Below are 13,263 nucleotides of genomic sequence, written 5' to 3' on the forward strand. Positions count from 1 at the left end.
GGTTCTCAAAACCACATCCGGATACCGGCGACAAAACGCGCCTCGTCTACATCACCGCCCTCGTCGCGGACCATGTCTGCCGTGTTGCCATAGGAGCGGCTCCAGGAGACCCCGACATAGGGGGCAAACTGCCTGACAATCTCGTAACGCAGACGCAAGCCGAGCTCGGTATTGGCCAACCCCGATCCGACACCACGCTCAGGATCGTTCTTGCCGTAGAAGTTCATTTCGGCAATTGGCTGGAGTATCAGTCGGTTGGTCAGCAGAATGTCGTACTCGCCCTCCAGTCGGGCAGCGGTCTGGCCATTCTCGCCCACGAAGGCGGTGGCTTCGGCCTCGAAGGCGTAAAGCGCCATGCCCTGAACACCGAAGGCGGCCCAGGTCTGCGGCGACTCGGGTTTGAAGTCCTGACGAACGCCCGCAACGACGTCCCACCAAGGGCCGATCGAGCGGCCGTACAGCAACTGCAACTCCGCATCTTCGGTCACGCCGTTGGTACGCTCGCCTTCGGAGCGGAACCAGACCCGGTTGATGTCACCGCCTACCCAGCCCGACGCATCCCAGGCCAGGGTGCTGCCCTCATCTGCATCCTGGTATTCGAGCTGATCGAGAAGGAAAAAGCTGTTGATGGCGCTGTCGTGCACCTTATGGCCAGGTAGAGGCGGAAAAGCCGCTTGGCGATCAGCATCCGTCAGAACGGGAATCGGCGTACGGCTGGTGGTTCTTGGGGCTTCAGAGGAGCCATGGTTCATCTTTGAATGATCCATGCCTTCCATCTGCCCTTGCATGGCGCCATGGTTCATCTTGCTGTGGTCCATTGCTGGAGCCTTTTCTTGGCTCTGGCTGTGGCCCATTTGGCTATGATCCATGCTGCCCGAAGCACCCTGCATGGCGCCGTGGTCAATCTTGCTGTGGTCCATGGCTGGAGCCTTTTTTTGGCTCTGGCTCTGGCCCATCTGGCTATGATCCATGCTGCCCGAAGCACCCTGCATGGCGCCATGATCCATCTTGCTGTGATCCATGCCCTCCATCGGCGCTTTGGTAGCGCCGTGGTTCATCTGGCTATGGTCCATCGACATGGCACCGTGTCCCATTGCCGAATGATCCATTTCTTCCGCAGCCAAGGTAACGCCGCCGCTGAACGCACTCAGCGACACAGCCAGCGCCAAGAGAGATGGACGTGAAAACCTAGTGGTCATGGTTCGAACCTGCTTCGGCTTCGGTGCCGCCATGCTTATCCATCATGTTTTCGTGATTCATGCCGTCATGCTTCATGTTTCCGTGATCCATGGCGCCATGATCCATCTGCTGGCCAGCCACCTTATCCTTCGACTGATCTGCATGCTTGCCACTGGCGGTCTTGGGCGCTGCCGAGTCGGCAGCATGTTGTTCGTGCTCGCTGTGCCCCTCACCTGCCAACGAAACCGGTGCGTGCAGGGCAGCCAATAGGCTGAACATGACTGCGCTGCCAGCCAGGGCATTTCGCTTCATAAAAGTGCTCATCAGAAATCTCCTTTACTCATCCACACGAACTTCACGGAACATGCCCATTTCCATGTGGAGCAACAGGTGGCAGTGATAGGCCCAACGACCCAACGCATCGGCAGTCACTCGATAGCTGCGCTTGGAACCTGGCGGCATGTCGATGGTGTGTTTACGCACCAGGAAATTGCCGTTCGCATCCTCCAGGTCGCTCCACATGCCATGAAGATGGATCGGATGAGTCATCATGGTGTCGTTGACCAGCGTGATGCGAACACGCTCGCCGTACTTGAGGCGCAGAGGCTCGGCGTCAGAGAACTTGATGCCATCGAAGGACCAGGAGAATTTCTCCATGTGCCCGGTAAGGTGCAGCTCGATGGTGCGACTTGGTTCGCGACCATCCGGGTCGAGGAAGGTGCTGCGCAGGTCAGAGTACGTCAGCACGCGTCGGCCATTGTCTCGCAAACCAATACCAGGGTCGTCCAACTTGTGCGTCGGTGTCATGGTCTGCATATCGACCAGCGGGTTGTTGGTCTCTGATGCTGGGTGTGCCTGCATGGCACCTGCCATGCCTGCCATGCCCGAATGATCCATTCCGGCCATCTGGCTGTGATCCATGCCTGCCATGCCACCCTGCATGCTCCCATGATCCATGCCTGCCATACTGCCGTGGTCCATGCCGGCCATGTTCCCGTGATCCATACCGCCCATGCTGCCGTGATCCATACCCATGTCGCCCATGGCAATCAGCGGACGCGGGTCGGGGCTGGGTACTGGTGCACTCAACCCCTCCTGTACAGCAAGGGTGCCGCGCGCATAGCCAGTGCGATCCATGGATTGGGCAAACACGGTATAGGCCTGTTCGCTGTCTGGTTCGACGATCACGTCGTAGGTCTCGGCCACGGCGATACGGAACTCATCAACGCTGACCGGTTTGACGTGCAGACCATCGGCCGCAACCACAGTCATCTTCAGGCCCGGGATGCGCACATCGAAATAGGTCATCGCCGAGGCGTTGATGAAGCGCAGGCGGATCTTTTCGCCCGGTTTGAATATGCCGGTCCAGTTGCCATCAGGTGCCTGGCCATTCATTAGGTAGGTGTAGGTGTAGCCACTGACGTCAGCGAGATCCGTCGGGCTCATCTTCATCTCGGCCCACATCTTGCGATCGGCTACCGCAGCGGACCACCCCATCTCGCTCACGTCATCGATGAAATCGCCAACGGTGCGCTTGTGCTGGTTGTAGTAGTCCGATTGCTTCTTCAGCTTGGCCAGAACCCGAGCTGGGTTTTCATCGGTCCAGTCGCTCAGCAGCACGACGTAGTCGCGGTCGTAACTGAAGGGTTCGGGCTCTTTGGCATCGATGACCAGCGCGCCGTATACCCCAACTTGCTCCTGGAGCCCCGAGTGGCTGTGATACCAGTAGGTACCGTTCTGATTGACCTTGAACTTGTACTCATACATGCCATCAGGTGCGATGCCATGGAAGCTCAGGCCCGGAACGCCATCCATGTTCGCCGGCAGGATAATGCCGTGCCAGTGAATGGATGTGTCCTCCTTGAGGCGGTTGCGTACGCGCAACGTCACGGTCTCGCCCTCCCGCCAGCGCAGGATCGGGCCTGGCAGCGAGCCATTGATCGTCATGGCGGTACGCGCTGCGCCGGTGATGTTGACCGGGGTCTCCCCGATAAACAGGTCGAAATCGTTACCGCTCAGCACGTTAGGCTGACCTGGGCTGGTTACCGCCCAGACCGGCGTGCGCCACATGCCCATGCCGCCGAGAATACCGGCGGCGGCGAGGCCTTTGACGAAAGTACGTCTTGTGGTTTTGCTTTGCATGCCGTTATGTCCAATCCGTCAGATGAGCCGGTGATGTGCATCCGGTCTCGGGTTCATTGACTGCTCCAGTGTCGGGAGATTTATCTTCAAGCCTTGCGTGCTGCGCAAGTTCCCCCCGACACCAAGCAGTATGAAACTGCCATATCTCAACCATCCGGGTGATTACATTTCTGTAAGGTTGAGGGGCTCAGCAGTTGGCGTGTTCCGCCTGTTTGGCTTGGCTGCCGGCGACGGGAGCTTCATCCTTCTGCTGCTTGGCCAACTGGTAGGCTTCCAGCGAGGCCTGGCGGGCCTGCTCCATGCGTGCAAACGTGCGATCAGCACCGCCTTCGGCCATCGCCAGGCTGGAAACACTCAGGGCAGCAACTACAAACAGGGTTTTGATCGATTTCATTTCGTTAATCCTCGTAAGTTCAAAAAAACCCGTAACAACCGGAGATGAGCGTTGAGCTCGATGCCACGTTAACCACGAAGCCCTGTCAGCAACCTGATCCGAACATTACAGTTCTGTCAGGTTGCTATTTCTTTCTTGTAGGTCCTCCTGAAGGCTCGGTACTGTCTTCCTGCCCGCGCAGCCTTGCGGATTTCATGGGCCTGCTCGGTAGCAATGCCTGAGCTAACTCGCTCACTCGCACCGACGGATCGCGACCATCAAACAACCAAGAGAGATAGCCACTATGTCGAACAAATCCAACGTAGCTACCGGTGCCGCCCTGGCTCTGGTAGCCGCCAGCCTGTTCTCCACCCTGCCTGCCCAGGCTGCCCAGGACACCAAAGCAGCAGAAGTGAAGTGCTTCGGGGTCAATGGTTGCAAAGGGCAGAACGACTGCATGACCGCGAAAAACGCCTGCAAAGGCCAAGGCGAATGCAAAGGCCAAGGGTTCAAGTTGATGACCCAGGCCAAATGTGACGAAGCCGGTGGCAAAACCAGCGAATAAGGCGGTTCAGGGGAGTGCATGCCACTCCCCTGCTGGAGTCTCGAATGAGTAAGCGTAAAACTCTGGGTTTCGGTCTTGGCCTTCGTAACGAGTATTACCGGCAGATCCTGGAGGAACGGCCTGCGGTCGACTGGTTCGAGATAATTTCCGAGAATTACCTGGTGGAGGGCGGCAAGGCTCTCTACTTCCTCGATGCGATCGGCGAGCACTACCCCCTGGTGATGCACGGGGTGTCTCTTTCGATTGGCGGCTCACATGCCTTGGACATCGACTACCTACGACAGCTCAAGCAGCTGGCAGATCGGGTGCAGCCTCAGTGGGTGTCTGATCACTTGTGCTGGAGTCGAGGCAACGCCCATCAACTTCACGATCTGCTGCCGCTGCCGTTTACCCAGGAGAGCCTGCTGCATGTCGCGGCCCGGGTGCGCCTGGTGCAGGATGTTTTGGAACGTCCCATCGTGCTGGAGAACGTTTCCTCCTACGTGCAGTGGACAACATCCAGCATGAGCGAGTCTCAGTTCCTCTCGGAGCTCAGTTACCTGACCGGGTGCGAGCTGCTTCTCGACGTGAACAACGTCTACGTCAGCTCGCGAAACCAGGGTTTCGACCCTTGGCAGTTCATCATGGAGTTGCCGCACGAGCGGATTCGGCAAATTCACCTGGCCGGGCACAGCGATCACGGGCAATACCTCATCGACACCCATGATCAGCCCATCGCTGATCCGGTTTGGTCTCTCTACAGCAAGACGTTGAGCTACTTGGGCCCGACATCGACCTTGATCGAGCGGGATGACCAGTTTCCGCCGCTGGAGGAGCTGTTGTCCGAATTAGCACATGCCCGTGCTATCGCCAAAGCTGTGATATCGGGGGCCACCCCTTGAGCCTGATCGCCGTACAGACTGCATTTGAAACTTACCTGACAGGTGACAGTGCCCTGCCCTCCAACGAGCTTTTGGAGCAGATCCGAGGTAGCACAGCGCTGAGTGCTCTCGAAGGCCTGCAGATCTACCACAATGCTTACCGTTCGCGCCTGCTTGCGGTATTGCGAGAAGACTTCCCTGCCCTGCTTCACTGGATCGGCAACGAATCATTCGAGCAGCTCGCACTGGCCTACTTGGCCGCCTGGCCACCACGGCATTTCAGCATTCGCTGGCTGGGCGAGAAGCTGCCCGAGTTCATTAGCAGCTACGTCGAAGAACCCCAACTATCGCCGTTGCGGGAACTCGCGGAACTGGAATGGGCCTTTACACTGGCCTTCGACGCTCAGGATGTCGACACGCTTTCGCTGGAGACCATGAGTGAATTTTCGGCTGAAGACTGGATTTCACTTAGGGTTTCCCTGACTGCATCTGCCCGATGGTTGCAGCTGCAGTACAACACGCTGGAGTTGTGGAAAGCCGCCAAGTCTGGCAGCTTGCTGCCTGAAATTACCCGCCTACCAACGAACCTAGCCTGTCTTGTCTGGCGTCATGAACTCGTCTGCCAGTACCGGAGCCTGGAGCCAGCGGAGGCTTCGGCACTGCAGTTTCTCATCGAGGGCGGATCGTTCGCTGAACTCTGCGAGTCGTTGAGCGCCACGCATGGCGAGCAAGCTCCCTTGCAAGCCGCGACCTGGTTGAAGTTGTGGGTCAACGACGGTTTGCTAAAGCGCGGCCAGCTATTACACGAATGACCCGGAACCTTTAGGCTAGCGCTCTCTCTTTGGCCACTCCCGAGCGCTTCTATGACTCACCGCATCATTCATTTCAAACAGCAAGCCTTGCTTGACCCGGAGACTTATCAGGCAATGCTGGCCGACGGCGTTGGTCACTGGGAGCGGCTTGCAGGAGAAATCGTCGGCATAGAAGACGAAAAAAGCCACGAGTTCGCTGCATTGAAAAGCCTGTTCAAGCGCAAGCGGTACTCCTATGACACGCTGGAAATGCGCGAGCCAGGCGATCACTCAAACTGGCTTCGCGGCCGAGATGGTTCAGAAGGTATGACCAACGAGGTCACCAGTATCCCAGGGCTAAAAGAGCTCTCAGAACTGGAGATCTAGTGGGATAGCAGGTCAGCGCTCAAGCGCTGACCTGGGCCGAATAGCCAAGCTCCTGAATGAGTTCGCTGATCGATTCGGCACTTTCTGTGCTCTCAACGGTGACCTTGCCGGCCGCTCGATCCACTTCTACTCGTGCGTTCTGATCCAGCGCCTGGATGGCCTTCGTGATTTTGCTCACGCAACTGCCACAGCCCATCCCTGAAACACTCAGACTGAACATGTCTTTCACCTCATTTCGTCCGCGGCTCAAGTTACCGCACGGACAGCATCGACCTTGACACGATGGCAAGGTCAAGCCCGTAAGCGCTACAAAAGGATCAGCCGTTTGCCACGGGCGTAAGGATGGGGGTTGGTGAACACACCACAACATGCCTTGCGCCCCTCGTCAGCGCGACATATAGATTCTGGGGAGTCATAAGCTCAGGATGCAGGACAACCGAGACATCCGCCTCCAGCCCCTTGAGAAGTAATGTGCTGCCTACAGAGCGTCTTGCGATCGGTCGGGCAAGGTGTCGATTGCGCTCTCGCGCTTGAATGGCTGCACTCAGAAAGTCGGCAGCACCTCCCACCACCGCTTGCATTGCAGACCGGCAGCAGTACAGAACCTCCGGTCGGTATACACGTGCCCCGTGCTGCTCAGCGAGCGTATCGATCACACGGAGCGCTTGCCCCAATGTTGGCGCTGCTACGAAATCGATCGCCGCAGCCTCGGCCGCGGTCGGAGGCGTTCGGGCCCTTCCTGCACGCAGCGACTCCACGCGCGTTCGCAGGTTTGCTGCACCTACCCCCGTCATTACGCTGGAAGCAAACTCCACAAGTTGTGCCAGAGCATTGGCACCCTGCAAGTCAAAGTTCCTCGCGAAGTTGACGAGATCTCTCAGGTCGACGGCTTCTACGGCCATGGCACCGGGTGTCTGGCTCGTGAGCTGATGGCGACCTTGCACGTTGATGGAGTCCCCGATGATGAGGACGCTACCCTGAGCGTTGGGGGCTTCGGTTCTCGCGGCCACCAGTCGCTGCTGAACTTCGGTCCCGGCGTTTAGCTGCACCCAGCGCACTTCTGCTGGAGCCGTGCGCAAATCCACTGGCTGGCCAGCTTGAAGTTGTTGCCTTATGGCGAGCAGCCACTGCCCGAGGTTCTCAGCTCCGGCCAGCCGCCAGCGCCACGGTATTCTCAACTCTCCCGCTGCGGGAAACAGGGGTTGCACCTCATTCGCCCAATGCACCAGTCGATTGCCACGGAAGCTGAATATGGCTTGCATCGGGTCACCGAGCACGCAGGTCGGAAGCACCTGGGCCAAACCAGACACGATGGCGTGCTGGACGACGTTGCAGTCTTGGTACTCGTCGACAAGCAACCGTGCGTAGGTGGCGCGAAGGGGCTGAGCGAGGTGACCTGCCTGCAACAACTGCATGGCGGCCTCCCGAATTGCCGGGTAGTCAGTATTGGGTTGATGCAGCTGTAGGATCTGCGGGTTATGGCCGCTTCGCGCTGGGAACTTAGCGATCAGGCGCATCGAGAATCCGTCAATGGTGGAGACTCGATATGCGGAGTTAGGAACACCGGCTCGTCTCAGGCGCGCCCGTAAGGCCGCAACGCCGGCGTTCGTATGTGTCAAGACGAGGATGGGTTTGCTCTGCGTATGCGCGATGAGCGTCTCAGCAATCAATTGCGTTTTTCCACAACCTGCGGGGGCCGTTATGGAGCCACGCTCGATAGCGAAAAGATCAATCTCAGGGGGCACTTGTAAACGTCCAGAGCTGATTCGTGACTGCCATGAAGCCCGGTTCGGCGTTCTGTAAAGACGGACCGACGATGTCCCTTGCAACCTCCTGATAGGTTGTCAGCGACTTGAACCAGCCGCTGTTGCGGATACGGGATGCGGCTCCCAGCAGCTCTCGTCTCTCAGGTGAGTACCCATCCACCAGTCGTTCAACTCGGATATCGTTCAGCGTCACGCGGCCTTGGGACTTCGTCTGAATGTGCGCGTTCATCAGCTCTGCACCCACTATTGTTTCGGCTTTCGCCAGAAGTGCATCGAGTGCTTGCTCACTGAGATGGCGGAAGATCTCGTCCTCCAACGTGAGGCCTGGTCGCCATGTAAGAATTTGCCCGCCGGCGGCCAAGAATGCTTCAGCGAGCCCCGCGGCCGAAGGCTTGTCGGCATCTACAAAAACCATCACGCGATAACCCAAGTTCTGAAGTGCTGTTCCGCGGATAAGACTGTTATCGGGGCTTCCCCCGCCGGCGTCCACATACGCGCCGCCATGGGCCAGGAATGAGGTAGCGCCAAGACTGACCCACCATTGGTCAAGGCCACGCGCGAAGCCAACCTCGCTGGCCCCCTCGCAAACGATGATGGATTTGGCGAGGAATGCTTCGGGGTCCTTCCGAAGGGTACTTTGTACTTCGTTGGCCTCCCCAGCCGGCATAACACTGTGGCGCTGAGGGCCTGACCGAACAACGAATAACTGGCTGCCGGACAGCTCGCGCAGCGCGACCGGCGAGTGCGTCGTCATGAACACCTGCAACGGAGCGGCAGCGTCCTTTGCACCCAGCGAGTCCAGGAATCGCATGAGCCGATGAGGTTCAAGCCCGTATTCCACCTCATCAACCAGAGCAATTGGCGCGGCGCTGGCCGCAGCCCTTTGAAGCCCTGCCACTAGCAAACGTGACGAGCCCGTACCAAGAGAGCGCAGCGGAATACCTGTTTCACTGTGCAGCGCGATCGCCCCCTCGCCAATCGACACAGAATGTGCGTCAAGGAGTGCCTGTGGCATAGCTCCGACCGAAACGCCAAGATGCTGTGCTGTGCGTTGCACGACCTCAAGCGTCTGGGTCAGATGTCCGGCTGCTTGATTGCCAAAGTTCGCTCTTGCTTGCCTAGCGGCGCGTGCCAGTTCAGCACCAAGCTCGGCGCGCTCATCAGTAAGTCGATTGAGCACTGAGCCACGACTCCACGACAGGTTCGAGCTCGCAAAGCTGCCGATACGGGCGGGCGCTAGTGCCGATCGTTCTTTCCAGGGAAGAGTGCGTTCGAGTTGCTGCTGCTCCGCGCGATCGGAGAAAAGTGTCCAAACAGGCTCCAAATCGGCACCGACTTGCAGACGCAAGGTGATGACGGTCTCCAGCCCCGCTCGCGGTTCGTCTTCGACTTGCCCCGTACCAGGATGGAATCCACGCAAGAACTCGCCGTAGATATCGATATCCATCAGCGATAACGGCAGATCACCAAGCGTCACGCTGATGGTGATGGGCATTTCGACGTTTAATGCGAAGAAGTCCATGTCGCCGAATGTGCCGCCTCGGCGGGCACCGACGCAAAGGTCAATCGCGTCCAGGATGCTGGACTTCCCACTGTCACCCGGACCGATGAGGCAGTTAACTCCGGGGGCCGGCACCCAGTCGAGCGTCTGGATAGACCGGAAGTTGCTGATTTGCAGTCGGCGAATGCGGGCCACGGAGAATCCTCATGGGGTAACGACTGTCAGTCTCCTACTCGCAGCGGGAACGATCCATAGAACGTCCCCTCGTCATCAGGTGATGCGACTGATAGGTCAAGTTGCAAGCTACCGTACGGCATTTTCCGGTCAGATGCGCATTTAAAAAATCGCCCTGCAGGTAGGCACATCGTCTTGTCTAGCAGACTAGCCAACGTCCGTTGCTTTCAACCTAAGCGCATTGAAAACCACCGAGGCTGAACTGACGCTCATTGCCAGAGCAGCGATCAAGGGCGACAGAAGATGCCCTGTCAGCGGATACAGCAGCCCGGCCGCTAGCGGGATACCCATCGCGTTGTAGAGGAATGCAAAGGCAAGGTTCTGCCTCATGTTCTTCACCGTGGCCACCGACAAGGTGCGCGCTCGCAGGATGCCCATCAGGTCTCCCTTGACCAGGGTCACTTGGGCGCTGTTCATCGCCACGTCGGTGCCCGTGCCCATGGCGATGCCTACGTCGGCCCTGGCCAAGGCCGGCGCATCGTTGATGCCGTCGCCTGCCATGGCAACACGCCGGCTATAGCTCTGCAGTTCGGCGACTAATTTCTCCTTGTCCTGCGGTTTCACCTCGCCATGCACCTCCTCGATGCCTAACTGCTTCGCCACGGCTCTTGCTGTGGTGAGACCGTCGCCAGTGGCCATGATGACCTTCACGTCAGAGTTCTGGAGTTGAGCAACAGCCTGTTGGGAGGTCGGTTTGATTGGATCGGAAACGGCCAGGAGACCCGCCAGGCGACCATCGACGGCCAGATAGATGATGCTGATGCCCTCCAGGCGCAGTTGCTCTGCACGGTTACGCAGCGGTGTAATATCGACGCCCGCCTCCTCCATCAGCGCTGTGTTCCCAAGCTGCAGTTGATGGCCATCGACCTGTCCGCGCACACCAATACCTGAGCCAGACTCGAAGGTCTCCGGTTTCACCAAGGCAAGGCCCTGTTCACGCGCATGATCGACAATGGCATGCGCCAGCGGATGCTCGCTGCCCTGGTCGAGGCTTGCGGCCAAGCGCAGAACCTCGACCGAGTCGAACGGCCCGGTTCCCTCTGCACTATGAAAGGCCGGCCGCCCCTGGGTCAGTGTCCCGGTCTTGTCGACGATCAAGGTGTCGATTTTGCAGAGGTTCTCGATAGCGCTGGCATCGCGGAATAGCACACCGCTGCTGGCGGCCTTGCCGGTCGCGACCATGACCGACATCGGCGTTGCCAAGCCCAGGGCGCATGGGCAGGCAATGATCAGTACGGCCACAGCGTTGATCAGGCCAAATACCCAACCTGATTCCGGCCCGAACAACCCCCAGCCAAAAAATGTCAGGATCGCGATCAGGATCACCCCCACCACGAAATACCCTGCCACGGCATCGGCCATACGCTGCATGGGCGCCTTGGAACGCTGGGCCTTAGCCACCATCTGGACGATCTGCGACAACATGGTTTCGGCGCCCACCTTCTGCGCTTCCATCACCAGGCTGCCGTGGGTGTTCAGGGTGGCACCGATAAGGGTATCCCCTGCCAGCTTGGTGACGGGCACCGGCTCGCCGGTGAGCATCGACTCGTCGACAGCGCTCTCGCCCTCCAGCACGGTGCCATCCACCGGGACTTTTTCGCCCGGCCGGACACGCAAGTGGTCACCCTGATGGACGTGGGTCAGCGGAATATCTTCTTCCTGGCCGTCAGGCCTGATGCGCCGGGCAGTCTTGGGGGCCAATCCCAGGAGTGACTTAATGGCGGCAGAGGTCTGCGAGCGGGCTTTGAGTTCGAGCATCTGGCCCAACAGCGTGAGCGAGATGATCACCGCGGCGGCCTCAAAGTAGACGCCGATGCGTCCATCCTGAACGAAGGCCGCCGGGAACCACTGCGGCACCAGGGTGGCTGCCACGCTGTAGAGGTAGGCGGCTGCAGTTCCTAATCCGATCAGGGTCCACATATTAGGGCTGCGGTGCCGGATGGAGTCTATTCCGCGAGTGAAAAATACCCAGCCACCCCAAAGCGTCACGGGCGTTGCCAGAACCAGCTCAACCCAGTTCTGGGATGTTCCATGGAACAGCTGCAAGGAATGACCAGCCATCGCCAGCACGGTCACGATGACGGTCAATGGCAGGGTCCACCAGAACCGTCGCGAAAAGTCTTTCAGCTCCGGATTTTCTTCTTCCAGCTCTGGAATGACGGGTTCGAGCGTCATCCCACAGATCGGGCAGTTGCCAGGGCTCGGTTGGCGGATTTCGGGATGCATCGGGCAGGTGTACTCAGCCTCCAGCCCTGCCTGAGTTGAGGACTCTGGCGGAGCGGCATGCTGGTGATGCCCAGCATGCGATTGATGGCTCATGTACTGATGAGGGGCTGCCTGGAACTTCTCCTGGCATTTTGTACTGCAGAACCGATAGGCCCTTCCCTCAAAGTTCTCCTGGTAAGGGCTATCAGATTTGACCTCCATGCCACACACCGGATCGCGTGGGCTCTCTGGGTGGTCGTGCGAGTGATGTGCATGGCCCTGGTCATGATGGCAGGAGGTCTTTTGCATTCGAGTTACTTCCTATCCTCGTCCTTGGAAACTGCGGCTCCGCTGGAGTGGGAGTGCCCGCCATGATTGTGGCCAAACAGATGCATCAGCGGGCATAGCAGCAGGATGAGGTATGGCAAAGCCTGCGAAAGATGACCGTAATGCTCGCGCGCGACATAGAAGATGCCGATTACGGCCAGCATGATCAGTGCGATGCCAATCTTGCTCTTCCAAAAAGGTGGTTCCGTAGTGCCGGTGTGGTGCGTGTGATCCATGACAATAGCCTCGGTTCAATGACCATAGAATCAGCATAGGTTGCTCAGGCCAGGCAGAGTTGACGCGTATCAATGGAGTTCAGCGTACGGTCACCTTACCGACCATTCCCGACTGATAATGTCCAGGAACATTGCAGGCGAATTCCAGATCAGTAGCCCTGGAGAAGGTCCAGATCAGCTCTTCGCGTGCACCTGGCTCGACCAGAACGCTGTTGGGATCGTTGTGCTCCATGCCGACCATCTTCATACCGCCCATGGCGTGGTCCATTTTGCTCATGTCATGCGCCGCAGTCGGGGACAGCGTGCCGTTCTGAAACATCGCAGCCATCTCTTTCTGATGCGCAGCATGGGATGCCGCTTTGCCAAGGTTGAACTCGTGCAGCAGGGCTCCCTCGTTCAGCAGTACGAAGCGAACCGTCTCGCCCGCCTTGATTTCCATTGCCTTGGGTTCAAAGAAGATGTCGCCCATCCGTACCTCAATGGTGCGATCTACTGCCTGACTATCTCCCGGCTGGCCGATGCTGTCTTTGTTGTGGCCCGGGCTGGCCATCGCGTTGGCTGCGCTGAGCAGCAAACCCACGGTGGTGATCAAAGAAAGGGATTTGAGTTTCATGGTATGCCTCTGGGGTAGTTAGGAGGTATGCGCCCCTATGCTGATTAAGTGCAGCTGCCGGCACGCTGACGCGAAAACTACATT

The 13,263-nt window shown here is 58.5% G+C and carries 14 protein-coding genes; 4 read left to right on the forward strand and 10 right to left on the reverse strand.

Features of this window, described 5'->3' with window-relative positions; all coding sequences use genetic code 11:
* Positions 1-5: 5 nt before the first annotated feature.
* The 4 genes from ACUTAF_RS09235 to ACUTAF_RS09250 all read right to left on the reverse strand — a co-directional run bounded on the left by ACUTAF_RS09235 (position 6) and on the right by ACUTAF_RS09250 (position 3,715).
* Positions 6-1,199, reverse strand: a complete 1,194-nt coding sequence (locus ACUTAF_RS09235) for a copper resistance protein B (protein WP_268126226.1) — start codon at positions 1,197-1,199, stop codon at positions 6-8.
* Positions 1,189-1,503: a hypothetical protein gene (locus ACUTAF_RS09240; RefSeq protein ID WP_268126224.1), complete on the reverse strand. Its 315-nt coding sequence runs from the start codon at positions 1,501-1,503 to the stop codon at positions 1,189-1,191. The genes ACUTAF_RS09235 and ACUTAF_RS09240 overlap by 11 nt, the downstream gene beginning before the upstream one ends.
* A gap of 12 nt (positions 1,504-1,515) precedes the next feature.
* Complete coding sequence (locus ACUTAF_RS09245) at positions 1,516-3,321, reverse strand: copper resistance system multicopper oxidase (protein WP_268126222.1); 1,806 nt, start codon at positions 3,319-3,321, stop codon at positions 1,516-1,518.
* Positions 3,322-3,508: 187 nt separating this feature from the next.
* Positions 3,509-3,715: a co-regulatory protein PtrA N-terminal domain-containing protein gene (locus ACUTAF_RS09250; RefSeq protein ID WP_220814142.1), complete on the reverse strand. Its 207-nt coding sequence runs from the start codon at positions 3,713-3,715 to the stop codon at positions 3,509-3,511.
* Positions 3,716-3,998: 283 nt separating this feature from the next.
* On the opposite strand from ACUTAF_RS09250, the gene bufA2 reads away from it, so the two are divergent.
* Genes bufA2 through ACUTAF_RS09270 form a run of 4 tightly spaced genes read left to right on the forward strand, consistent with a single transcriptional unit; the run spans position 3,999 to position 6,297 of the window.
* The gene (bufA2, locus tag ACUTAF_RS09255; RefSeq protein ID WP_268126217.1) at positions 3,999-4,259 is read left to right on the forward strand and encodes a BufA2 family periplasmic bufferin-type metallophore; all 261 of its coding nucleotides are present in this window, start codon (positions 3,999-4,001) and stop codon (positions 4,257-4,259) included.
* A gap of 44 nt (positions 4,260-4,303) precedes the next feature.
* Positions 4,304-5,140 (forward strand): MNIO family bufferin maturase, encoded by an 837-nt coding sequence (gene bufB, locus ACUTAF_RS09260; RefSeq protein ID WP_268126215.1) that lies wholly within the window; start codon positions 4,304-4,306, stop codon positions 5,138-5,140.
* Positions 5,137-5,931: an HvfC/BufC N-terminal domain-containing protein gene (locus ACUTAF_RS09265; protein WP_268126212.1), complete on the forward strand. Its 795-nt coding sequence runs from the start codon at positions 5,137-5,139 to the stop codon at positions 5,929-5,931. The genes bufB and ACUTAF_RS09265 overlap by 4 nt, the downstream gene beginning before the upstream one ends.
* Positions 5,932-5,982: 51 nt before the next feature.
* A complete protein-coding gene (locus ACUTAF_RS09270) occupies positions 5,983-6,297 on the forward strand; it encodes a hypothetical protein (RefSeq protein ID WP_268126209.1) in 315 nt (104 codons plus the stop codon).
* A gap of 19 nt (positions 6,298-6,316) precedes the next feature.
* Here ACUTAF_RS09270 and ACUTAF_RS09275 read toward each other — a convergent pair whose 3' ends face one another.
* The 6 genes from ACUTAF_RS09275 to ACUTAF_RS09300 form a co-directional block, all read right to left on the reverse strand.
* Entirely contained in the window at positions 6,317-6,517 is a 201-nt protein-coding gene (locus tag ACUTAF_RS09275; RefSeq protein ID WP_268126206.1) for a heavy-metal-associated domain-containing protein, read from the reverse strand.
* A 97-nt stretch (positions 6,518-6,614) separates the two neighbouring features.
* Entirely contained in the window at positions 6,615-8,042 is a 1,428-nt protein-coding gene (locus ACUTAF_RS09280) for a UvrD-helicase domain-containing protein (RefSeq protein WP_268126204.1), read from the reverse strand.
* On the reverse strand, positions 8,032-9,759 hold the full coding sequence (locus ACUTAF_RS09285) for an ATP-dependent nuclease (protein WP_088191218.1): 1,728 nt from the start codon (positions 9,757-9,759) through the stop codon (positions 8,032-8,034). The genes ACUTAF_RS09280 and ACUTAF_RS09285 overlap by 11 nt, the downstream gene beginning before the upstream one ends.
* Positions 9,760-9,945: 186 nt before the next feature.
* Positions 9,946-12,312 (reverse strand): heavy metal translocating P-type ATPase, encoded by a 2,367-nt coding sequence (locus ACUTAF_RS09290; RefSeq protein ID WP_268126200.1) that lies wholly within the window; start codon positions 12,310-12,312, stop codon positions 9,946-9,948.
* Between the two features lie 5 nt (positions 12,313-12,317).
* Positions 12,318-12,566, reverse strand: a complete 249-nt coding sequence (locus tag ACUTAF_RS09295) for a DUF2933 domain-containing protein (protein ID WP_009686142.1) — start codon at positions 12,564-12,566, stop codon at positions 12,318-12,320.
* Between the two features lie 79 nt (positions 12,567-12,645).
* Positions 12,646-13,179 (reverse strand): cupredoxin domain-containing protein, encoded by a 534-nt coding sequence (locus ACUTAF_RS09300; protein ID WP_003452333.1) that lies wholly within the window; start codon positions 13,177-13,179, stop codon positions 12,646-12,648.
* Between the last annotated feature and the right edge of the window lie 84 nt (positions 13,180-13,263).

This window comes from Pseudomonas sp. SP16.1 (assembly GCF_052682975.1).